Here is a 22,218-nt window from a genome sequence, read left to right on the forward strand (position 1 = left end):
TTAGTTGAATACTAAAAAGAAACCTATCAGAAATAGGCTTTTATCATTTACACCTGTGCTGTGCTAATACCTGCGCTAAACAGGGTTATTTATTTTGTGCATTTAATTAAATAGAATGGAAGTTCTTGTTTAACGCTCTAATTGCAAATAAGTCAGCTTTGTCAAACGCTGCATGCATTGATTCTCTGTCGTAAAGAACATTTTAATCCGCTTGCTACTATAGCGGCAATCGGTTGCGCCAGCTTGGATAAAGATATTGTTTTATAGCGTTTCTGATATTCAGCGCAGAATTGTCGGTTGCAATGATAGAAAACACCGTTGGCTATTGTTTTATTTTCCATACTTTGTTTTTATCATTTATGTAAGTTCAACCAATAAACAGCCACCGAAAATAAAAGGGCGATCATAGAAAGAATGAAAAATCATCTATAATTTAAAGCTATAACCTTTAAAGATGACCAGGCATTCAGTCTGCATCAGGAGATATTGCCACAAAACTGGGGGTAAAATATTTTGTCGTCCTTACATATCTCAGCATAAGGGGAAGCATTGAAAACAGAAACAGCTTGATCACAAGATTCTATAGAAAACATACTTTACAAAAGTAACTGTAAGAGATATCAAAAAAGAAAAACAGATCATCAATAACAGAACCATCAGAAAGTTTAACTACAAAACTCCTAACGAACTATATTTATAAAAACCAAACATTGCACTTGTTAATTGAATTCAGCTTTCAATACATTTTTACATAAGTATAATTTTAAACATGACAGAGAAATGACAATGCAAACACTATTTATCAAGTGCTTATCCTTGTGTGCGAAGTACCTTTGTGTCCAATCAGATAGGTTTAGTTTAACGAATAATTAAATGGATATTTATCAATTTTTTTGCGCTGGAATCAATTATAAAAAAACCGATGCTTCCGTAAGAGGCTGTTTCGCTATTAACCCTATCCAATATGCTTCTCTACTACAAAAAGCTGCACAATCGGGCCTCAAAGAATTGTTTGTATTAAGTACCTGCAACCGCACCGAAATATATGGTCTGGCGCATACTGCATGTGAACTTACTACACTGCTCTGCAGCGAAACGAGCGGCACTATTGAAACATTTAATGAGTTGGCTTACGTTAAGCAAGGGCCTGCTGCCATAGAGCATTTATATAATGTAGCTGCCGGTTTGGATTCGCAGATCTTGGGTGATTACGAAATTGTAGGACAGCTTAAGCAGGCAGTGAAATTTGCCAAAGAAAATGGCTTTATCGGCACTTTGCTGGAGCGCATGATCAATGGTGCATTACAGGCTTCTAAAGCTATTAAAAGCTGTACACAATTAAGCAGCGGCACTGTTTCTGTTTCCTTTGCTGCCATTCAGTTTCTAAAGGCGCATGTACCTAATATTCAGAACAAAAAAATATTACTGCTTGGTACTGGTAAGATAGGCGCCAGCACCTGCAAAAACATTGTTGATTATATAGGCAATTGTGATATTACGTTGCTCAATCGCACTGAAGGAAAAGCTGAATCACTTGCAAAATCATTATGTGTAAATGTAGCTTCTTACGATAATTTATACGAAGAGATTGCCGAATCGGATGTAGTTATTGTTGCCACTAATGCCTGTGAGCCAATCATCCTGAAAGAGCATTTATTAAATAGCAGCAACAAAGTATTAATAGACCTTTCTATTCCCAATAACATTGATACTGCGGTAAAAGAATTGCCTTATATACAACTGGTAAATGTTGACCAGTTATCCAGGTTGAACGATCAAACCCTGCAGAAGCGCCTTGCTGAAGTGCCAAAAGCAAAAAGCATTATTGCGCATCACCTACAGGAGTTTAAGGAATGGTATTACAACCGCAAGTATGTGCCGGTATTATTAGCTGTAAAAGAAAAGCTGATAGCCATGCACGATTGCAGCTTATACGCATCGGTGCATACCGATAGCCGAAAAACAATTCGGCCAATAGATAATGGAGCTATCCAAAAAGTAATAAACACCATGGCTGTTAAAATGCGCTGCACGCATCAGCCCGGCTGCAACTATATACAAGCCATTAACGATTATATTGGCTGTACCACTAATTAATTTACATGAATAAGGTATTACGCATTGGTACGCGCGAGAGTGAGCTTGCCGTGTGGCAGGCTACGCTGGTGCAGCAAAACCTTGCGCAGCATGGCATTGCTTCGGAACTGGTGTATATAAAAAGTGAAGGTGATATAGACCTTGTAACGCCATTGTACGCTTTAGGCGTACAGGGTATTTTTACCAAAACACTGGATGCTGCTTTGCTCTCTGCGCGTATAGATATAGTCGTACATTCTATGAAAGATGTGCCCACCCAAATGGCACAAGGCATTATTCAGGCAGCCGTGTTGAAGCGTGCTTCGCAAACGGATGTATTGGTATATAAAAACAATCCCCTTTTTTTAGAAGATGAACAGTCCGTTGCAACAATAGCAACGAGCAGTGTGCGACGTATGGCGCAATGGCTCAACCGTTATCCAAATCATAAGATAGAAAACCTCCGCGGTAATGTAAATACGCGTATGCAAAAGGTGAAAGACAGCAATTGGGGTGGCGCTATTTTCGCTGCTGCGGGCATTGAACGCATTGGATTGCGTCCATCAAACGCAATAGACCTGCACTGGATGTTGCCCGCCCCGGCACAAGGCGCCATTGTAGTAGTGTGCCGCGAAGAAGATACTATTGTTTTAGAACAGTGTGCGTTGCTGAATGATACTGACACGGCTGTATGCACCAAAGTAGAGCGCGATTTTTTACGGGCTTTAATGGGTGGCTGCTCCACTCCAATTGGTGCGCTGGCGCAAATAGAAGGTGAAGAATTAGTGTTTAAAGGAAATATCTTGTCGCCGGATGGAAAGCAAAAAGCAGCTATTGAAAAACGTATCAACTTAAGTGCGTGTGATAAAAATATAGGTACTACATTAGCGCAGCAAATATTAGCCAGCGGTGGAGCCGCTATCGTTGAAATTATACAACATGCAGCAAAGTAATATTCACCTTTTAAGTACGCGTATGCTGGATGATGCGCTGGTTAGGAGAGCATCTGAAAATCATCTGGAAATAGAATGCATATCGTTTATCGAAACCAAGCATTTGCAAAGTGAAGCATTGCAGCAGCGCCTGCAGATTTTGGCAAATGAACCGGTTATTGCTGTGTTTACCAGCATGAATGCGGTGAATGCCGTTGCGTCGCAGTTACCGGTTGTGCCTCATTGGAAAATTTTTTGTACAGGTGGCATTACCAAAGAATACGTTATTAAATATTTTGGGGAAGCTGCCATAGTAGCAACAGCTAAAAATGCAACCATTTTGGCTGAAAAAATATTAGCAGCAAATATATCTTCTTCCATTACTTTTTTTTGTGGTGATCAACGGCTCAACGATTTGCCCGAACTATTGCAATCGCATGGCAAAGCGGTAGATGAAATAGTTGTTTATACTACAGATCAAACACCGGTTTTTATAGAAAAAGATTATGAAGGCATTTTATTTTTTAGCCCCAGTGCGGTACATAGTTTTTTTTCGCTCAACACCATACCAACTAATGTAGTATTGTTTTCTATAGGGAAAACGACTGCTGCTACCATTCAGTCTTATTGCGCCAATAAAATTGTTACCAGCGAATGGCCGGGCGCTGAAAGCATGATAGACCTGCTTATTGAATATTACGAAGAACAAGCTGCCAAGGCTTTATAATTTTCAACTTACAACATGAATGATATTTTACTGAAAGTGCTGCGCGGCGAAGAAGCCGAAAGAACACCTGTATGGATGATGCGCCAGGCCGGCCGCTACCTGCCCGACTACATGAAGCTAAAAGAAAAGTATTCTTTTTTTGAGCGGGTACAAACGCCTGAGCTGGCAACAGAAATTACGATACAGCCTGTGGAACAAGTGGGTGTGGATGCAGCTATTTTGTTTTCGGACATTTTGGTAGTGCCGCAGGCAATGGGGCTGGAAGTACAGTTGATAGAAAATAAAGGTCCGATTTTACCCGAACCGATACAAACAGAAAAGGACTTACAACGCATCTATATTCCTGATGTAAATGAAACATTGAGCTATGTATTTGATGCCATACAACTTACCAAAAAAGAACTGAATAACCGCGTACCGCTTATTGGTTTTGCCGGTGCACCATGGACAATATTGTGCTATATGGTACAAGGCAAAGGCTCCAAAACATTTGATGAAGCCAAAGCCTTTTGTTATACACAACCGCAACTTGCGCATCAACTGCTGCAAATGATTACTGATACCACCATTGCTTACCTCAAAGGACAGGTGGCAGCCGGCGTGGATGCGGTTCAGATTTTTGATAGTTGGGGTGGCTTGTTGAGTCCGGGCGATTTTGAACATATTTCCTTGCAATACATCCGGCAGATTGTGGCTGCTTTAAAGGACGAAGTGCCTACCATTATTTTTGCTAAAGGCGCCTGGCATTCTTTGCAAAACATGGCCGCTACGGGCGCGCAGGCATTAGGAATTGATTGGTGCATCAGCCCACAAATAGCTCGGAAGTTTGCAGGTAATAATGTAGTATTACAAGGCAATTTCGATCCTGCCAAATTGCTTTCACCTGTACCCGTTATTGAAAAAGAAGTGAAGGAAATGATGCTGGCATTTGGCAAAGGAAAGCACATTGCCAATCTCGGCCATGGTATTTTACCGAATGTACCTGTAGATCATGCGAAAGCATTTGTAAATACTGTAAAAGAGGTAAGCAGCAATTGGTAATTGCTGCTTTGTTTTTCTATTCTCATCCTTACTTTTGCGCCACCAAAACGCTTACATATGAGAATTGCTGTTCTGTTTTTTTGCTGCCTTATTGCAGCAAGCACTTGCCTCAGTCAAACAACTGATGGCGCCATTTACCTCTACAAAAAAGATGGCAGCCCTGCAAAGGATATTAAAAGTGCAAGCTATTTTATGCATATCATTATGCAAAACGATACTACGTATATATCCAGGTATTACAATGTTTATGGTCCTATGATTAGACAGGAAAGCTTTCGAGACTCTAATTTTACTATTCCTAATGGGCGCTTTTGCTGGTATAACAACAAAGGATTACTGGATAGTACCGGATATGTAAACAACGGAAGAAAGGATGGTAGTTGGGAGTATAAAAGAAGCAATACACAAACCGACATGGTTACCTACAACAATGGGGTGGTGGTAAAGAAGGAAACATATTTGTATGACAAAGATGGAAAACGCATTCTTAGCGGAGATACTACAAAGGGGGAAGTAAGCTGGCATACACAAGTAGCAGCAAAATATAAAGGTGGAGCAGATGATTGGGTAGATTATTGTCAGCATAATCTTAATACACCGGCAAGGTTGCAAAATGTTTTAAAGGCAGGAAGACATACGGTAATTGTGTGTTTCTTAGTAAATAAGCAAGGGAGTACCGATGATATTTATTTGTATCAATCCTGCGAATGGAGTGGCGATGCGGAAGTAATACGGCTGATAGCTGACAGCCCTAAATGGCAGCCTGCCGTGCAGGATGGCAGGCCGGTATTGTACAGGCAAAAGCAATCATTAACCTATCAGGTAATCAATAACTAAGTGGAACTTTGTAAAACAATTTCGGGGTGTATACAAAAAAGCCTTTGTTCCTTCTAATTTCATTTATTTAACACGCACCCAAATTTAAAAGCTTCCTGAATTGCTTATTCCATGTTTCTTAATGGTTTTTGCCAGGTTTAACTTGCAACTGTGTGGAATATAATATTCAGCCTTCAAAGTTGGATATAACAGTAAGGCTTACGTTGTTTTAATCAAAACCAATTAATTGTACACAACTGCCCCTTCATCTTAAGCAGCTTCTAAAACAGATGCTACTACTTATTTAAATAAGGCTTTACCATAGTAGCAAAGGTTTTAGTGTACAAAAAAGCGCCGTAAGCATTCATGTGTGCTATGTCGTAAGAATTTTCCACTTTATAAAATTCTGGATATTTTGCAGGGTCTGACAGATCAAAAACAGTAAAGCCACTTTTAGATAGCACATTGCGCTGGTTAAGCAGGTAATTCATATCAGACATTTTTCTTGGCGGCAATACAAAATATACATGAATACCTTTTTCCTTTAAGCTATTAGCAACAGAAATAATATATTCCGTAAGCTCATCACTCTGCGCCTCCTGGCAATGCTGAGGGTAATTGGCCACCATACGCTTAGTCATAGCTGCTCCATGTTCTAAAAACGCCTTTCTGGTTTCATCATCTTTTCCCCCTAATAAATCGAACTGCATATTCAGACTAACGTAACCACGGTATTCTTTTGTCACTTTTTTATAATCCTGCAAAGCAGGTTCATTTAAATCAGCAGGCTCATCCATGCCCAAAAAGTTATTGATGTATTTGATGATTCCAAAACCTGCATACTTATAAAGCAATAAGCGGTTATAATAAAACAATCCTTTTGCCCTGATTTTAGGAGGAAAATTGCCCCCGGATAGGGTACTTATAGCATTCTGGTATTTATTAAAATCCAAAGAATAAACATAGATGTCATTATCGTAATTATCCTGAATTAAATCCAATGCAGCTATCTCTATAAACACATTTTTCAGGCTGTCGCTTTTCTTAAATTCCATGATATGGTTTAAAGCATCGTACAAACGAAATGGATACAAGCCTGCATAAGCCAGGTTGTACGATTTTGTACCGGTAATACTATCAAACTGCAGCGGATTGACATGCCTGTATGTTTTACTGGTGCCAATAAAGAGCGTATTATAGCTGCCGGTATCTTCTTTAAAATTGTGCTGTTTAACAATGGGTTCATACAACTCGTACTCATCATAATAGTCACCTGCACAGGCTGTATAAATAATAGCTGACAAGGCAATACAACCCACACCAATCAACAATGCTACTACCAGAAAATGGGTTAAGAATTTCTTCATGTCATCAGAATTGGAAATAAATGAATGTATTAGGCGTGTTGGTAATATGAGATATAACGGAATAAGTCAATATAAAGTACAAGGCATACCGTATAGGTTTTGCTGTATGATTCATCCGTAGAGGATAATCATACATTTTACCCAGCCAGTCAATAATGAACATGAGAAGGATAAAAGGAAGAATGCTGAAATAATAAACAGGAATACCCCCGGCTTTAAAAGAAAACATGCAGCTGATATATTCAAAAGCATCTGAAACCGTAGGCGCACGAAAGAATATCCAGGCAAAAGTTACCAATATAAAAGTTACCAATATTCTTATTACGTCCGAAACCTTTGGTATTCTGCCTACTGTATCGAGGTGGGTCCGGTTCTTTTTAGCTAATAGCAATGGCATAAAGTACAAAGCATGTAAAAATCCCCATATAATATACGTCCAGTTGGCGCCATGCCAAAAGCCACTAACCAGAAAAATGATAAACGTATTGCGTACTGTTTGCATTAAAGTGCCGCGGCTGCCGCCTAAAGGGAAGTATAAGTAATCTCTGAACCAGCTTGAGAGCGAAATATGCCAGCGCCGCCAAAACTCAGCAATATCCCTTGAAAAATAAGGATAACGGAAATTGATAAGCAATTCAAAACCCAGGAGCCTTGCCGATCCCAAAGCAATATCGGAATAACCGCTAAAATCGCCGTAAATCTGGAAGGCAAAATAAACGGCGCCTAATACCAGCATACTGCTTGGCATAGCGTGATAATTATCAAATATTTCGTTTACAAATTTGGCGCAGGTATCTGCAATCACAATTTTCTTAAAAAGTCCCCATAATATTTGCTTTATCCCTTCTTTACCTTTTTCAAAAGAAAAGGTACGTTTTTGTTGTACCTGCGGCAGCAGGTGCGTAGCCCGCTCAATAGGGCCGGCAACCAGCAACGGAAAAAAGCAAACAAATACAGAGTAATCTATAAACTTTTTAGTAGGTACTGTGTTTCCGCGGTAAATATCAAACACATACGACATGCCGTGGAAGGTATAAAATGAAATACCCACTGGTAACGCTACTTTTAATATGTAGGGTTCTATATGAAAGCCAATTGTATCTAACAGGGTTTGGGCCGAGTCTGCAAAAAAATTGTAGTATTTAAAAAAGCAAAGTATTATCAGGTTATTTACAATGCTTAGAATAAGGTAAAGCTTTTTATGGTTCTTGGATCTATGGATAACCAGTCCAAAACTGTAATCAATGCAGGTTGAAAGAATGAGCAAAAGCAGAAACCGCCAGTCCCACCAGCCATAAAAAATATAGCTGGCTATCAGTAAAAACAGATTCTGCAGCGTAAGGTTTTTGTTAAATACAAACCAGTAAAGAATAAAAACTAAAGGAAGAAACAGAAGATAATCAAAAGAATTAAACAGCATAGTATTGGTACAGTTTCAGAAGTTGTTAAGTTTTTTTACTCATGAAACTAACGGGAAACAAAATTCATGATGTTTGCTTTAAAAGGCCAAAAATATGTAAGAACATAACATGTTTTTATAAGAAAATATATTTACCATATTTATCACGAAATGCGCCAAACTGATTACTGGAAATTACGGCTTGCTCAATGGCGGAATTAAATAATTTTCTGGTCAGATACATTTTAATTGCTTTGTTAATGTATATTCTTACGTCTCACCACATAATGTATTAAAACGCTATACAGGTACTGTGAGTAATTGGGTTAATTGACAATTGAAAGTTGTTGGTTTACTTATGTTTAGACGGTATAATACTCAGGCTATTTATTACTAATGATAGCACGTCCGTTACTACCTTAAACCCGGAAGCCCATCCTTCTTCTTATTCCGGTTGTGACTGGTGGTATTAACTCGCAGTTGTAGGTCATTCTGTTGTTTATTAAGAATAGTGATTGCTCAATTACTGCCTTACACCATAATTATCTTTCTCCATAGAATCTTTAATGCGCTTCGCAATAAATTCAGAAAAAATAGCAGCTCCTTTTTCGTTGAGGTGCACATTATCGTAAAAATACTTCCGCTTGCGGAAAGTGGTATCTATCGAATAATCCCAAAGTGGCACATTGTAGCGCGCCAATATTTCCTTAGTTGCAATTTCCGACTTGGTGTCCGGAAACGGATTTACAAAAGCAGGCGAAATAATAACATATAATGGAATATGCCGGGAAGTAACTTCTTTTATAAAAAACTCAAACTTTTCTTTAGCATAGTTATCTATCTCTGCATTAAAGTTGAGTGTAATAGGCTCCCGGCTGGCCTTCGTACCAAAAAGGGGTACGTAGCCTGCTATATTATCATTAGCCTTTTTCGAGTAATTGCGGATAATATTAAGGATCATAGAGTTGTACGGATATAATTTGGAGACTTTAGCCTTCATCAGTTCTTTTGGAAAAAGGTCGTCTGCCATTTTCTCAAACTGCTCGTTTTTATCCACATAAGGCAAAATCATGCTTGCCAGTATGGCATTTCCGTCTTCGCCGCCACGCCACGACAGTTCTTTAGGCGTAACATCCAGTATGATGGCTTTGGGTAATGGTCCTTTCCTGTTCAGTGCCGATGGCAATATAGCCGCGTGGTAAATAATAGTAGAAGCATTGCGCCCGCAATTAAAAATGGATAACCCTAAGTGCTTTTCAAGCACCCGCGGATCATATGTGTGCATAGCCCTTGAGCTTCCATATACCAGGATGTCTTCATTAGGGTTTTCTATTGCATGAGCAAAAGCTGCCGCATCGCCCAGTGGTTCCTTCTCAAAATAATAGGCCATAATGCTGCCGCCAACCCTATCTACCACAAACATAATGGCAATAAGAATAAGCAGTTTATAAGCAAATTTGAAATAGCCGTTTCTCATACATCCGTGCTTGTTAAGGGTTATAATTTATTGAATTGGATAGTGAACTGTTTTGTTTTTTTTAATGCAGTTTATTTATAAAAAGTAATATCGCAAATAATTTAACAGCAATCATTTTTAAAACTGAAAATACACAAACTGCCCGCCATTAAATACACCGATAAGTAACAGCAGCGTAAGCAGCATTACATAGCCGGTATAGCGTACCACCACATTTTTGTGCCCAAGCAATTTTATTTGGGGCTTATATTCCATGGTATATTCTGCAATAAACAAAATGGCAACTACAATAATGCAGTAGATAATAGCGGTAGGTGGTTCGCCTTTGTATAATCCACCCGATTTCCAGGTTAATATATTTTTGTAATAGCCACCTACTTCGTGCAGGTCTTTGCTTACAAACATGGCATTTGAAAAACCAAACATTAAAAAGATAAACACGGTGGTTATGGCGGTGGATGCACTGCCTAAAAACCGTACGAACTTACTGGTAAAAGGCTTTATCAGCCGCTCCACTACCAGCAGTATGCCGTGGGTAAAACCCCATAATACAAAACACCAGTTTGCACCATGCCACAGCCCGCTTACTACAAATACAAATATGAGGTTGAAGGCGCCACGCAGCATTCCTTTGCGTCTTGAGCCACCTAATGGAAAAAACAGGTAATCTCTGAACCATGAAGTAAGTGATATATGCCAGCGCTGCCACAACTCCTGGAAACTCTTTGCGAATAGTGGTCGCCTGAAGTTAGTCATTAATTCAAAGCCCATCACCCGCGCAGCTCCGATGGCAATGTCTGAGTAAGCCGAAAAATCGCAATACACCTGTATGGGGCCAAAAATACTTGCCATGATTAGCGTAGGCGCACTGTGATGGCTAAGGTTTGAAAAAATGGCATTATCATAAATGGCCAGCCGGTCTGCGATTACCACCTTCTTTACCATTCCCCACAATATCAGCCGCAGCCCGCTTACCGCGCGGTCGTAGTTAAAATCGTGCTTCTCGTAAAACTGGTGTATTACATTTTGCGGACGCTCTATTGGTCCGGCAACCAACTGCGGGTAAAACATGACATACAGCGCGTAGATGCCAAATTTTTTTTCGGGTTTTTGATTACCGCGATATACTTCAATGGTGTAGCTCATTGCCTGAAAGGTGTGGAAAGACAAACCAATAGGCAAAATAATATTTTGAAGAATAGGCAGGTCTGTACCTATCAGATTCAGATGACTGTTCACCCAGTTGTTCCATACAATAATGCGCGATGACAACCATAAATCCCGCATATACGGAATATGCACATTGAACAGTTCATCTATTGAGCCAACGAGAAAGTCGTAATATTTAAAAAAACTTAGAAAGCCAATATTTGCAATTAAACTGACTATCAGATAGAGTTTGCGCTTTCGCCCATGCGATTTGGCGATGTAAATACCAGCATAATAATCTATTACAATGGTAACCAGCAAAATAAGAACATACACCGGTAAAAACGCCATGTAAAAGTAAAAACTACTTAATAGCAATAACACCCACCTCAATTTATGCGGAAGAGAAAAGTATAGTGTAGTGACCACTATAAAAAAAGCGACAAAATGTAGAGAATTAAACAGCATTCACAATTTGCTTTGGTGTATGGAGTGGCAATATTATAAAAAAAAGTTGAGAGTGAGCTTAAAAGACGGCCTTAAATATGGATGTTTTCACATTAAGTTTAAATAAATAATAAAAATGTATATTACATAAGTTATTAATGCACATAATTGGATTAATAGAAGATTAAAGTTGGGTGTTTGTGTCAGTATATAAGTTGATTAATTATAATATATATCAATCATCTTTTACTGAAAAGAGGGATATTTTGCTACATATATACCTTTTTTACAATTACTTTTCATCGTGTTTGTAAGTTAAAAAATCTCTTGCTTACAGTGCCTTCTTTTCCTTCCATCCGCCATTATTTTATTTTTTCCGCTTTTCAGCAGAACTTGCAACTTTTGCACGATAAAGCAACAGAAAACCTATGGCCGATATTCTTGATCTGATTGGTAATACACCAATGGTAAAACTGAAAAAACTTCCGGAAAATGATAAGGTAACCATTTATGCAAAGCTGGAAGGCAACAATCCCGGCGGCAGTGTAAAAGATCGTGCTGCTTACGGCATGATAAAAGGTGCCATAGACCGCGGCGAACTAAAGCCCGGTACAAAGTTAATTGAGGCTACCAGCGGCAACACCGGCATTGCCTTAGCCATGATTGCAAGCATGTTTGATGTGCCTATCGAGATAGTAATGCCCGAAGACGCCACCCGCGAACGCGTGCTAACCATGCAGGCATTTGGTGCTAAAGTAATATTGACACCTAAAGAACAATCTATGGAAGGTGCTATCAACTATGCTACAGACCAATTGGCAAAGGGCGGTTACCTCATGCTCAACCAGTTTGCCAACGAAGACAACCCTATGATGCACTACCGTACTACTGGTCCCGAAATATGGCACGATACCGATGGCACTATTACCCATTTTGTATCATCTATGGGTACTACCGGTACCATCATGGGCGCTTCCAAATTTTTTAAAGAGAAAAATCCGGATATACAAATCGTTGGATGCCAGCCAACCGAAGGTTCGCACATTCCCGGCATCCGCAAGTGGTCTGAAGCCTATTTGCCTAAAATATTCGACCGCAGCCGCATAGACCGTATTATATCGGTAGATGAACAGGATGCGCGCAGGATAACCAAACGCCTGGCAAAAGAAGAAGGTATTTTTGCCGGTATGAGCAGTGGCGGCGCCGTATATGCCAGCCTTGAACTAGCAAAAGAACTAGATAAAGGTGTAATTGTATGTATAATTTGTGATAGAGGTGACCGCTATTTATCTTCTGATATTTTTGATTGATTATGCTATCAGTTAAATGAGTTATCGGCAGGCGGGAACACCATCCAAGATGTGGCTATTTATATCAAACATATTCAGGTAATAACGTATTGATAGAAAAATGGTTTTCTCTTTTATATTTTTTAATTGATGAATGGCACAAATTTTTCCTTTTAATAAAAAACAGTTTATGCCAGATATAAATAATACAGAAGAAACGAAAAAGCAAATAAAGAATAGGCAGGATACGCCCGAGAGTGTAAAGGCGGCGCACAAGCAGGCAGAAAAGGATATTGCGCAGGATGCCGACTTAAGCATTCATAGCCCCAACGACGATTTGGACGAAGGGGAAACAGCACGGCTGGGCGATGATAAAAATAACCTGGGCGACAGGATATAGCAATAACCGGCTATTGTATTGAACGGAGCAATAGCCGGTTATTTTTTAAGCATTTTATTTGTTACAACTTATTTCCTTCCTTCGGAAAGCATAACCACGGTTTAAAAGATTTCGCTTCCTCAAAATCCATTTGTGCGTACGATATTATAATAATAACATCGCCAACCGTACCGCGGCGTGCAGCCGGACCATTCAAACACACTGTGCCGCTGCCTCTTTTGCCTTTAATGATATAGGTTTCCAAACGTTCGCCATTATTTACATTCACAATGGTTATTTTTTCCCCTTCAATCATGTTGGCTGCATCCATCAGGTCTTCATCCAATGTAAGACTTCCCACATATTGCAGGTTCGCTTCGGTAATAACGGCTCTGTGAATCTTCGATTTTAATACCTCTATTTGCATAGCGGCGCAAAGGTAGGCGCTTTTATGACTAATTACAACGTTAAAAGCTAATAACTGTTAGGTGTTGTCTATGTATTCATCAACACTCATTGCCATTCATCCAATAAATAACAATTTTCTCTATAGCTCCAAAGCTTTTCATAATACATTTGTCCGTAAAAATTATTTATGCAATTATTCAAATGTCTTTTGGGCTTGTTTGTGGCTTTGTTGCTTGCCGGCATGCCGCTCATCGCTCAAAAGATTGATTTTACAGAGTACAACTTAGACAACGGTTTGCATGTAATTCTGCACCAGGACAAAAGTGCGCCTGTAGTCGCCGTATCGGTAATGTATCATGTAGGCTCCAAAAACGAAGACACTGCACGCACCGGCTTCGCGCATTTTTTTGAGCATCTTTTGTTTGAAGGAACCGAAAACATCAAGCGCGGTGAGTTTATGAAAATTGTGTCGGATAATGGTGGTGAAAACAACGCCAATACTACGCAAGACCGCACTTTTTATTACGAAGTGTTTCCATCCAACGATTTAAAGTTGGGTTTGTGGCTCGAAAGTGAGCGCATGATGCACCCCGTAATTAACGAAATTGGTGTAGAAACACAAAACGAAGTAGTAAAAGAAGAAAAGCGCCTGCGCATAGACAATCAGCCGTATGGCAATTTTGCCTATGAAGTATTCAGGAGGCTATTTACCAACCATCCATACCGCTGGCAGACCATTGGTTCTATGGCAAACCTCGACTCTGCCAAGCTGGATGAATTCAAGGCTTTCTTCAAAAAATACTATGTGCCCAATAATGCCGTATTGTCCATAGCTGGCGATATAGACATAGACAGTACCAAAAAACTGGTGAATGCTTATTTTGCTCCTATACCAAAAGGTGCACCGGTAGTGTACAGCAAAGCAGAAGAAGCGCCTATTGCCCACGAAATTGTAGATTCGGCGTATGATGCCAATATACAAATTCCGGCTATTATCACCGCTTACCGCGTACCGGGCTTGAACACAAGAGATGCAAAAATTATGAGTTTAATTTCTTCTGTTTTGTCGGATGGAGCCAGCTCCAGATTGTATAAGAAAATGGTGGATGATAAAAAAGATGCATTGCAGGTAGGTGCATTCAATTATGCTTTGGAAGATTATGGCGCGTATATTACCTACGCCTTGCCAAATGGTGGCGCTCCGCTTGATACTTTATTGCACGATATTGATGAAGAAATAGCTAAGCTGCAAACAGAACTTATCAGCCAGGAAGAATATACCAAGCTGCAAAACCAGTACGAAAGCAACTATGCCGATGCGAATACCAGAATGTTGGGCATAGCCGAAAATCTTGCAGAGGGCTATACTTTTTATAAAAATGCCAATGAGATTAACCAAGAGCTGGATATTATAAAATCTATTACCCGCGAGGAAATACGCGATGCAGCAAAAAAATATTTAAACAACAATCAGCGTGTAGTGCTGTATTATTTGCCGGCAAAATAAAGTAATGTGAGTGGCGAATGGTAAGTGTAACAATATTTTGACTCACAATTTACCACTCACAGGAGCAATTTAAATTCATGTGATCAATACAATCTCTTTTCAAAAAGTTTATATGCGAAAAATAGTCCTTTTTATAGCAGTGGCATTGCTTACTATATCAATGTTGCATGCACAAACAGTAGACAGAAGCAAACCGCCGAAACCTGGTCCTGCACCTATTATAAAAATAGATGATCCGGTAATTTATAAACTGTCAAATGGTATTACTGTATTGGTAGTAGAAAACCATAAAGTGCCCAAAGTAACGGCTGATTATTTTATAGACGCCGGTCCTATTACCGAAGGTAATAAAGCCGGTGTGCTGGAATTGACAGGCGCTATGCTGAGTGAAGGTACCACCAAACACAGCAAAGCTGCTTTTGATCAGGCGGTAGATAGGATGGGCGCTAATGTAAACTTATCTTCCAACGGCGGCAGTGCTTCGGCATTGACGCGCTACTTTGATAGTGCTTTTATGCTGATGGCAGAAGCATTGCAGCAGCCCAAGTTTACCCAGGAATCTTTTAATAAGCTACAGCAAATGAAGCTAACCGATATGAAGGCAGCGGAAAAAAGTGCTAAGGCCATTGCAGCCCGCGTTACCAATGCTTTATTATATGGCACCAATAATCCTAAAGGTGAATTTGAAACACCGCAAACGGTAAGCGGACTTACTTTGGCCGATGTGGAAGCGGCTTATAAAAAATACATCACCCCATCACGCGGCTATCTCACGTTTGTAGGTGATATTAAACCGGAGCAGGCAAAAGCTTTGGCAGAAAAAGCATTTGTCCGTTGGAAAGGAAATACTTTGACACTGGAAAAAACACCGGATGCAAAAAATCCGGCCAAAACCGAAATTGATTTGATAGATGTGCCCAATGCAGTGCAAAGCGAAATACACGTTACCAATGTTGTAACATTGCCTTTAACAAGTCCCGATTATTTTGCTGCCTTGCTGGCAAACGAAATTTTGGGCGGCGGCTCTACCGGCTATTTATTTATGAATTTGCGCGAAAAACATGGCTTTACGTATGGTGCTTATTCCGGCATCGGCAGCGGACGTTTTCAGTCGGCATTTACGGCTTCTGCATCGGTGCGCAATGCCAAGACAGACAGTGCTGTTACCGAATTTCTGCACGAACTAAACCGTATTCGTACCGAGCCGGTTACAGACGTCCAGTTGCAAGCTGTAAAGGCTGTATATAACGGTGCCTTTGCGCGTGGACTCGAAGACCCTTCGCGTATTGCAGGCTTTGCCCGAAACATCATTATTAATAATTTGCCTAAAGATTTTTACCGCACCTATCTGCAAAAAATAAATGCTGTAACACCTGCCGACGTGCAACGCGCAGCTCAAAAATATTTTAATTATAACGATACCCGCATAGTGGTAGTAAGCAAAGCTGCCGATGTAAAAAGCGGACTTGAAAAATTGGGCTTTCCGGTAAAAGAATACGATGCATTTGCAAAGCCTGTAACGGCAAGTGCAGCCAATAATGCTGCTGTAAATGTAGATGCTAAAACAATTATTCAGCATTATATAAAAGCAATAGGCGGTGCCGATGCACTGGCACAGGTGAAAAGCGTAAACGGCACCGGCAACATGAGCGTACAAGGTATGCAACTGGTGTACAACCAGAAGCAAATGGCACCTAACAAGCAATTGATTACCATTAGTATGAATGGTAATGTAGTGTCGAAAAATGTATTTAACGGCACCACAGGCTATCAGCAGCAAATGGGCAATAAAACCAATATGAGCGCCGAAGATATTGCCGAAAGTAAGTTGCAGACGTCCATTTTTGAACAGGAAGATTACTTAAAAAATCCCGACATTAAACTGCAGGTTGCCGGAACCGAAAAAGTAAACGGTTCCGATGCATATAAAGTGCAGGTAACACTGCCTTCAGGCAAAAATATCACTGAGTATTATGATGTAGCCAGTAAACTGTTGGTAAAGCGTGAAGCGGCAAAAACTGCTGGGGAGCAAACCGTAAATACCACTACCGAATTCAGCGATTATAAAAAAGCAGGCAATATTATGCTACCTTACAAAGTATCCATCAGCGTAGCAGCCGGTGAAATGAACCAGGCTTTCGAGGTAGTATTTTCAGATTATAAAATAAATGAAGGTGTGAGCGAAAGTGATTTTGAATAATTAGGTTTTGTTTTGAATACATGTAAAAAAGACTGCTTGTTTTAGGCAGTCTTTTTTATTTGATAAAGATAAACGGATATAAAATACTAACAGGGTTCTAAACGCTGTTAGTATTTGTGATAATGGTGAAGCATAATAAGAATGTTGAGGGTCCTCAACCATTAGCAGAAATGAATGAGGGCAACAACACCACACCTTGTTCCATGAAACAACGTGTTTGGAAGTCATCAGATACAATTGTTATACAAATTTGCCATACGATTGTCAATTTTCCACAAAGCCCGGCCGCTACTTTCTAAAACCCCGTTAAACAAAAAAGAAAGACTTTTGAATAGCATACCTTTGCGCGGTTTATGAAGGTAAGAACGTTAAAAAAGGATAAGGTCAACATTATTACGCTGGGTTGCAGCAAAAACCTGGTGGATAGTGAGGTGCTGAGCGGGCAGTTAAAAGCAAATGCTATTGATGTGCTGCACGAAAATAAAAAACTGGATCATAATATTGTGGTGGTGAATACCTGCGGCTTTATTGATAAAGCCAAAGATGAAAGTATTGAAACCATCTTAAACCAGGTAGAACTAAAACGCCGCGGCATGCTGGAAAAAGTATATGTAACCGGCTGCCTTAGTGAGCGTTACCGAACAGACCTGGAAACTGAAATACCTGAAGTGGATGCCTGGTTTGGTACGTTTGAACTGCCCCTGTTACTTAAACAACTGAATGCAGATTATAAAAAAGAATTACTGGGCGAACGTTTGTTAAGCACGCCAAAGCATTATGCTTATTTAAAGATAAGTGAAGGCTGCAACCGCACCTGTGCTTTTTGCGCCATCCCGCTCATGCGCGGTAAGCATGTGAGTAAAACAATGGAAGAAATTGTGTTTGAAGCAAAAAATCTGGTGAAGCAAGGGGTAAAAGAAATCATGCTGATAGCACAGGAATTAACGTATTATGGGTTAGATATTTACAAAAGAAGAGCACTTGCAGATCTGGTAAATCGTATTGCTGATATACCCGGCGTGGAATGGATTCGATTGCATTATGCATATCCCAATAAATTTCCGCTGGATGTACTGGATGTAATGCGTGAAAGAGAAAATGTGTGTAACTATTTAGATATGCCTTTGCAACATGCCAGCGATGCCATGCTGAAAGCCATGCGCCGCCAAAGCACCCGTACAGAAATTGAAGAAACTATTGCGGCAATCCGTGATAAAAACCCAGGTATTTGCCTACGTACTACACTGATAGCAGGGTTTCCCGGTGAAACAGAAGAAGATGTGGAATCGGTGAAAGATTTTTTACAGCAGCAGCGCTTTGACCGCGTAGGTATTTTTACTTACAGCCACGAGGAAGGCACCAGTGCATACGAATTGGAAGATAATATTCCTGCAGAAGAAAAGCAGCGGCGTGCCCAGGAAATTATGGAAGTGCAGCAGGAGATAAGCTGTGAAAAAAACAGGGAAAAAATTGGCAATACTTACAAGGTAATAGTAGATAAAAAAGAAGCCGGCAGGTACATTGGCAGAACAGAATTTGACTCTGTGGAAGTAGATAATGAAGTAGTAATTCACTCCACCAAAAGACTGCAACCCGGTACTTTTGTGAACGTAAAAATTACCAAGGCTTATGACTACGATTTGGAAGGAGAGGTGTTGGAACACTAATTTATAGCACACGAATAATGCAATTATGAAACACGGATAAGCAAGATTAAATTAATTCGTGCAATTGGTGTATTTAGCCTTATTGGTGTATAAAAAATCTGTGCATAACACCCGTGTTATATGTGTGCTATTTTCGCAAATACTTACTTATAGAAATGGACTGTACTTACTTACCTTATCAGCAGACTGGATATTTTTCAAAACTGATTACTGATTATTTGCAGCAGAATGAAGCTTTGCAACCATTTTACGAACACGAAGTTTCTTTAGATGGGATAAGGACTGCTATACAGCAGCGGCAGGCATTTTCTCAAAACAGGCAAGTATTGGCAGACGTATTAAAACAACAATATGCAGGAATTGAAATAGATCCGGCAGTTGAAAAAAACATACAATCGCTTTTACAGTCCAACACTTTTACTATTACTACGGCGCACCAGCCGGTTATCTTTACAGGTCCGCTGTATTTTGTTTATAAAATTCTGCATGTAATTAAAATTGCTGAAAGCCTGCATAAGCAATTACCGGAGTATCATTTTGTGCCTGTTTTTTTTATGGGTAGCGAAGATGCAGATTTAGACGAATTAGGTACCATTAATGTAGATGGAAAACAGTACAAGTGGAATACTACACAAACTGGTGCTGTCGGCAGAATGAAGGTAGATAAGGCTTTCATTGCTTTGCTCAATGAATTAAGCAATCAGATAAGTGTAGAAAAATTTGGTAAAGAAATAATAGCCTTATTCAGGCAATGTTATAAACTAAACACCACTATTCAGCAGGCAACTTTGGAATTGGTAAATGCGTTGTTTGGTGAATATGGTTTAATTGTTCTGATACCGGATAACAGGCAATTAAAAAACTTATTCGCACCGGTTATCGAAAAAGAATTAACGGAACAATTTTCTCATGCAGCCGTAGCAGCAACGATTGATGCATTGTCACAACAATACAAAGCACAGGCTGGCGGCAGGGAAATCAATATGTTTTATTTAATAGATGATAAACGGGAACGCATAGAAAAAGAAGGCGATGCTTTTGTAGTGCAGGCAATTAATAAAACATTTACCAAGGAAGAATTATTGCAGGAACTTCAAACGGCTGCGGAACGTTTTAGTCCGAACGTCATTCTTCGCGGGGCTTTGCAGGAAACCATTTTGCCCAATATTGCTTTTGTTGGTGGCGGTGGCGAGCTGGCTTACTGGATGGAGCTAAAGCAGGTGTTCAAAGCTATTCATCTGCCTTATCCAATGCTTATTTTGCGTAATTCTTTTTTGTTCATAAATGAAAAACAAGCTACCAGAACACAAGAGTTAGGCTTTGCAGTTACGGATCTTTTTCAAAGCGCACAAACACTCATAAACGAGCTGGTAAAACGTAATGCCGGCAAGCAATTAACGCTAACGGATGAAATAGCCTGTTTGCAAAAGTTATATTCGGAAAAGCTTACCAATATTATTGATATTATAAACATTACTTTACATGCGCATGTGCTCAATCTTGGCAGGCAGGCGCAGAAAGGATTGATAGAACTGGAAAAGAAAATGCTGCGTGCCGAAAAGAAAAAGTATGAAGCACAACAGCGGCAGATCAATAAGCTGAAGGCACAACTCTTTCCTGATAACAGCCTGCAGGAAAGAGTGGAAAATCTCTCACTCTTTTACGCGCGCTATGGAAATGAATTTATTAAAATAGCTTATCAATACTCCCTTGCGCTGGAACAGGAATTTGCTATTGTACAGTTATAAACCTTTATCGAAACCATTCGGAAAATCAGCGCTTAGCTTTCTTATTTTTTCTTCTACACTGCTGTTCAATTCTTCTTTATAACGTATCAGCGCATCAGCTACTTCTGTATTACTGGTGCCTATTATTTGTGCAGCCAGGATACCTGCATTCTTTGCAGCATTTAAAGCTACAGTTGCTACCGGCACGCCATTCGGCATTTGCAGAATAGACAGTACTGAATCCCAGCCATCTATAGAATTGGACGATTTTACAGGCACGCCAATCACCGGCAATGTAGTAATAGCAGCCACCATGCCCGGCAAATGTGCTGCACCACCAGCACCTGCAATAATCACTTTTAAGCCACGGGATGCGGCTTTAGATGCATACTCCACCATGCGCAGGGGTGTGCGGTGTGCTGATACAACTGTCAGTTCAAATTCAATATTGAAGTATTGCAGCATAGCAGCAGCGTCCTGCATTACTTTCAAATCGCTGTCGCTGCCCATGATAATACCAACCATAGTTATTGCTGATTAATTATTGTTAGTGGCTAATGTTGGGTGTCAAATGTAGCGTGCAGAATGGCATCTGCAATATTTTGTTTATTTATTGTAAAATAATTTACTCTGCTGTGCATTCATTATTGTGCTTATTGCCTTAAACGATACGCACATTTTAAGTTCGGGTAAACAATTGATGAATAATTTATTGTTTTATGCCGATAAGCACCAGGCCTGGTACGTTCCCATTCTTCGTGTACTTGATCAAATTTTATATTTTACGACTGGTGCTGCAGGCGGTGTATTTTCACCCGCACTTAGTTCCGGTGCTAGTATTGGCGGTTTAGTGGTGCAATGGATTCATTTATCGGCTACCAACAGCAACCTGCTGATACTCGCCGGCATAGTGGGCTTTTTTACCGGACTTACGCGTACACATTTTACTTCGGCTATACTGGTGCTGGAAATGACTGATAAACATAGTGTTATCTTCTACTTCATGTTTGCAGGCGTGGTTGCCATTATGGTTTCTATCCTTATATAAACATTCTTTTTACGATCGCCTGAAACACAGTTATACGCATTTATTGGACGAAGAGGTGAAAGAAGAAAAGCATGTTGTTGTGTCTCCGGCTGTTGCAAAAGCCACAATAGATAATACTAATACTTAATAAATAGGTGCTTTACTGATAAGAAATCGGTAATTGAACACAATACAAGATATGGTAAAATAAGTGGTTGGAGAAAGTTGCCTGACCTGGATTCGAACCAAGACCATCAGAGCCAGAATCTGAGATACTACCATTATACTATCAGGCAATGGGAGCGCAAATGTAAAGGTCTATTGCGAATTGTCAAACGGTGAATTGTAAAAAATTATGCTAATGCCTTTTAGAGCCCCAAAGGTGCATGAAGAACATAATACTATTTTTAAATAAGTGTTTATGTTCGGCGACAAGCAGTATGTCCCCGGCTTTGAACTAATACCGGTTATATTTCATAAATAGTCTAATTTATAATATTTTGCCATATGGCAAAGGCAAAAGGAATTAGGGTAAAAGAAACACCTCAGCAATTAAAGCAATTACTCAAACAACAATCAAAAG

The 22,218-nt window shown here is 39.8% G+C and carries 17 protein-coding genes, 1 tRNA gene and 1 pseudogene; 12 read left to right on the forward strand and 7 right to left on the reverse strand.

Annotation, left to right across the window (positions count from 1 at the left end; translation table 11 throughout):
* Positions 1–873: 873 nt before the first annotated feature.
* The 5 genes from hemA to FC093_RS21430 are packed head-to-tail and all read left to right on the forward strand — an operon-like array spanning position 874 to position 5,613.
* Positions 874–2,097: a glutamyl-tRNA reductase gene (gene hemA / locus FC093_RS21410; protein WP_137263861.1), complete on the forward strand. Its 1,224-nt coding sequence runs from the start codon at positions 874–876 to the stop codon at positions 2,095–2,097.
* A gap of 5 nt (positions 2,098–2,102) precedes the next feature.
* On the forward strand, positions 2,103–3,029 hold the full coding sequence (hemC, locus tag FC093_RS21415) for a hydroxymethylbilane synthase (protein ID WP_137263862.1): 927 nt from the start codon (positions 2,103–2,105) through the stop codon (positions 3,027–3,029).
* A complete protein-coding gene (locus tag FC093_RS21420) occupies positions 3,016–3,735 on the forward strand; it encodes a uroporphyrinogen-III synthase (RefSeq protein ID WP_137263863.1) in 720 nt (239 codons plus the stop codon). The genes hemC and FC093_RS21420 overlap by 14 nt, the downstream gene beginning before the upstream one ends.
* Positions 3,736–3,750: 15 nt before the next feature.
* A complete protein-coding gene (gene hemE, locus FC093_RS21425) occupies positions 3,751–4,776 on the forward strand; it encodes a uroporphyrinogen decarboxylase (protein ID WP_137263864.1) in 1,026 nt (341 codons plus the stop codon).
* A gap of 57 nt (positions 4,777–4,833) precedes the next feature.
* Complete coding sequence (locus tag FC093_RS21430; RefSeq protein WP_137263865.1) at positions 4,834–5,613, forward strand: energy transducer TonB; 780 nt, start codon at positions 4,834–4,836, stop codon at positions 5,611–5,613.
* A 275-nt stretch (positions 5,614–5,888) separates the two neighbouring features.
* Here the strand turns inward: FC093_RS21430 and FC093_RS21435 are convergent, their stop codons facing one another.
* The 4 genes from FC093_RS21435 to FC093_RS21450 all read right to left on the reverse strand — a co-directional run bounded on the left by FC093_RS21435 (position 5,889) and on the right by FC093_RS21450 (position 11,335).
* Positions 5,889–6,959, reverse strand: a complete 1,071-nt coding sequence (locus FC093_RS21435) for a hypothetical protein (protein ID WP_137263866.1) — start codon at positions 6,957–6,959, stop codon at positions 5,889–5,891.
* Between the two features lie 4 nt (positions 6,960–6,963).
* Positions 6,964–8,379, reverse strand: a complete 1,416-nt coding sequence (locus FC093_RS21440; RefSeq protein ID WP_137263867.1) for an MBOAT family O-acyltransferase — start codon at positions 8,377–8,379, stop codon at positions 6,964–6,966.
* A gap of 502 nt (positions 8,380–8,881) precedes the next feature.
* Positions 8,882–9,835 carry a hypothetical protein gene (locus FC093_RS21445; protein WP_137263868.1) on the reverse strand — a complete coding sequence of 318 codons (954 nt, stop codon included), beginning with the start codon at positions 9,833–9,835 and terminating at the stop codon, positions 8,882–8,884.
* A gap of 117 nt (positions 9,836–9,952) precedes the next feature.
* The gene (locus FC093_RS21450; RefSeq protein WP_240743402.1) at positions 9,953–11,335 is read right to left on the reverse strand and encodes an MBOAT family O-acyltransferase; all 1,383 of its coding nucleotides are present in this window, start codon (positions 11,333–11,335) and stop codon (positions 9,953–9,955) included.
* A gap of 524 nt (positions 11,336–11,859) precedes the next feature.
* On the opposite strand from FC093_RS21450, the gene cysM reads away from it, so the two are divergent.
* Positions 11,860–12,741 (forward strand): cysteine synthase CysM, encoded by an 882-nt coding sequence (gene cysM / locus FC093_RS21455; protein ID WP_137263870.1) that lies wholly within the window; start codon positions 11,860–11,862, stop codon positions 12,739–12,741.
* A gap of 169 nt (positions 12,742–12,910) precedes the next feature.
* Positions 12,911–13,120 carry a hypothetical protein gene (locus FC093_RS21460; RefSeq protein WP_137263871.1) on the forward strand — a complete coding sequence of 70 codons (210 nt, stop codon included), beginning with the start codon at positions 12,911–12,913 and terminating at the stop codon, positions 13,118–13,120.
* 61 nt (positions 13,121–13,181) lie between these two features.
* Here the strand turns inward: FC093_RS21460 and panD are convergent, their stop codons facing one another.
* The gene (panD, locus tag FC093_RS21465) at positions 13,182–13,526 is read right to left on the reverse strand and encodes an aspartate 1-decarboxylase (RefSeq protein ID WP_137263872.1); all 345 of its coding nucleotides are present in this window, start codon (positions 13,524–13,526) and stop codon (positions 13,182–13,184) included.
* A gap of 168 nt (positions 13,527–13,694) precedes the next feature.
* Here panD and FC093_RS21470 point away from each other — a divergent pair, with 168 nt between their 5' ends.
* The 4 genes from FC093_RS21470 (at position 13,695) to bshC (ending at position 20,629) form a co-directional block, all read left to right on the forward strand.
* On the forward strand, positions 13,695–15,014 hold the full coding sequence (locus FC093_RS21470; RefSeq protein WP_137263873.1) for a M16 family metallopeptidase: 1,320 nt from the start codon (positions 13,695–13,697) through the stop codon (positions 15,012–15,014).
* A gap of 112 nt (positions 15,015–15,126) precedes the next feature.
* Positions 15,127–17,214 (forward strand): insulinase family protein, encoded by a 2,088-nt coding sequence (locus tag FC093_RS21475; RefSeq protein ID WP_137263874.1) that lies wholly within the window; start codon positions 15,127–15,129, stop codon positions 17,212–17,214.
* Positions 17,215–17,567: 353 nt separating this feature from the next.
* Entirely contained in the window at positions 17,568–18,881 is a 1,314-nt protein-coding gene (rimO, locus tag FC093_RS21480; RefSeq protein WP_137263875.1) for a 30S ribosomal protein S12 methylthiotransferase RimO, read from the forward strand.
* A 155-nt stretch (positions 18,882–19,036) separates the two neighbouring features.
* Entirely contained in the window at positions 19,037–20,629 is a 1,593-nt protein-coding gene (gene bshC, locus FC093_RS21485; RefSeq protein WP_137263876.1) for a bacillithiol biosynthesis cysteine-adding enzyme BshC, read from the forward strand.
* On the opposite strand, the gene purE is transcribed toward bshC, so the two are convergent.
* Complete coding sequence (gene purE / locus FC093_RS21490) at positions 20,624–21,133, reverse strand: 5-(carboxyamino)imidazole ribonucleotide mutase (RefSeq protein ID WP_137263877.1); 510 nt, start codon at positions 21,131–21,133, stop codon at positions 20,624–20,626. The two genes, bshC and purE, sit on opposite strands and share 6 nt — an antisense overlap.
* 115 nt (positions 21,134–21,248) lie before the next feature.
* Between purE and FC093_RS21495 the strand changes: the two are divergent.
* A pseudogene (locus FC093_RS21495) lies at positions 21,249–21,656 on the forward strand (chloride channel protein); the annotation flags it as partial.
* A 204-nt stretch (positions 21,657–21,860) separates the two neighbouring features.
* On the opposite strand, the gene FC093_RS21500 reads toward FC093_RS21495, so the two are convergent.
* Positions 21,861–21,931, reverse strand: a tRNA-Gln gene (locus tag FC093_RS21500).
* Positions 21,932–22,218 lie beyond the last annotated feature (287 nt).

The sequence above is a fragment of the Ilyomonas limi genome (assembly GCF_005233845.1).
Lineage (GTDB): Bacteria > Bacteroidota > Bacteroidia > Chitinophagales > Chitinophagaceae > Ilyomonas > Ilyomonas limi.

Coding starts and splice junctions, on each gene's coding strand:
- rimO (WP_137263875.1), top strand. CDS start 17,568: ATGAAGGTAAGAACGTTAAAAAAGGATAAGGTCAACATTATTACGCTG.
- FC093_RS21430 (WP_137263865.1), top strand. CDS start 4,834: ATGAGAATTGCTGTTCTGTTTTTTTGCTGCCTTATTGCAGCAAGCACT.
- FC093_RS21420 (WP_137263863.1), top strand. CDS start 3,016: ATGCAGCAAAGTAATATTCACCTTTTAAGTACGCGTATGCTGGATGAT.
- FC093_RS21450 (WP_240743402.1), bottom strand. CDS start 11,335: ATGGCGTTTTTACCGGTGTATGTTCTTATTTTGCTGGTTACCATTGTA.
- hemE (WP_137263864.1), top strand. CDS start 3,751: ATGAATGATATTTTACTGAAAGTGCTGCGCGGCGAAGAAGCCGAAAGA.
- hemC (WP_137263862.1), top strand. CDS start 2,103: ATGAATAAGGTATTACGCATTGGTACGCGCGAGAGTGAGCTTGCCGTG.
- panD (WP_137263872.1), bottom strand. CDS start 13,526: ATGCAAATAGAGGTATTAAAATCGAAGATTCACAGAGCCGTTATTACC.
- cysM (WP_137263870.1), top strand. CDS start 11,860: ATGGCCGATATTCTTGATCTGATTGGTAATACACCAATGGTAAAACTG.
- FC093_RS21470 (WP_137263873.1), top strand. CDS start 13,695: ATGCAATTATTCAAATGTCTTTTGGGCTTGTTTGTGGCTTTGTTGCTT.
- purE (WP_137263877.1), bottom strand. CDS start 21,133: ATGGTTGGTATTATCATGGGCAGCGACAGCGATTTGAAAGTAATGCAG.
- FC093_RS21440 (WP_137263867.1), bottom strand. CDS start 8,379: ATGCTGTTTAATTCTTTTGATTATCTTCTGTTTCTTCCTTTAGTTTTT.
- bshC (WP_137263876.1), top strand. CDS start 19,037: ATGGACTGTACTTACTTACCTTATCAGCAGACTGGATATTTTTCAAAA.
- FC093_RS21460 (WP_137263871.1), top strand. CDS start 12,911: ATGCCAGATATAAATAATACAGAAGAAACGAAAAAGCAAATAAAGAAT.
- hemA (WP_137263861.1), top strand. CDS start 874: ATGGATATTTATCAATTTTTTTGCGCTGGAATCAATTATAAAAAAACC.
- FC093_RS21445 (WP_137263868.1), bottom strand. CDS start 9,835: ATGAGAAACGGCTATTTCAAATTTGCTTATAAACTGCTTATTCTTATT.
- FC093_RS21475 (WP_137263874.1), top strand. CDS start 15,127: ATGCGAAAAATAGTCCTTTTTATAGCAGTGGCATTGCTTACTATATCA.
- FC093_RS21435 (WP_137263866.1), bottom strand. CDS start 6,959: ATGAAGAAATTCTTAACCCATTTTCTGGTAGTAGCATTGTTGATTGGT.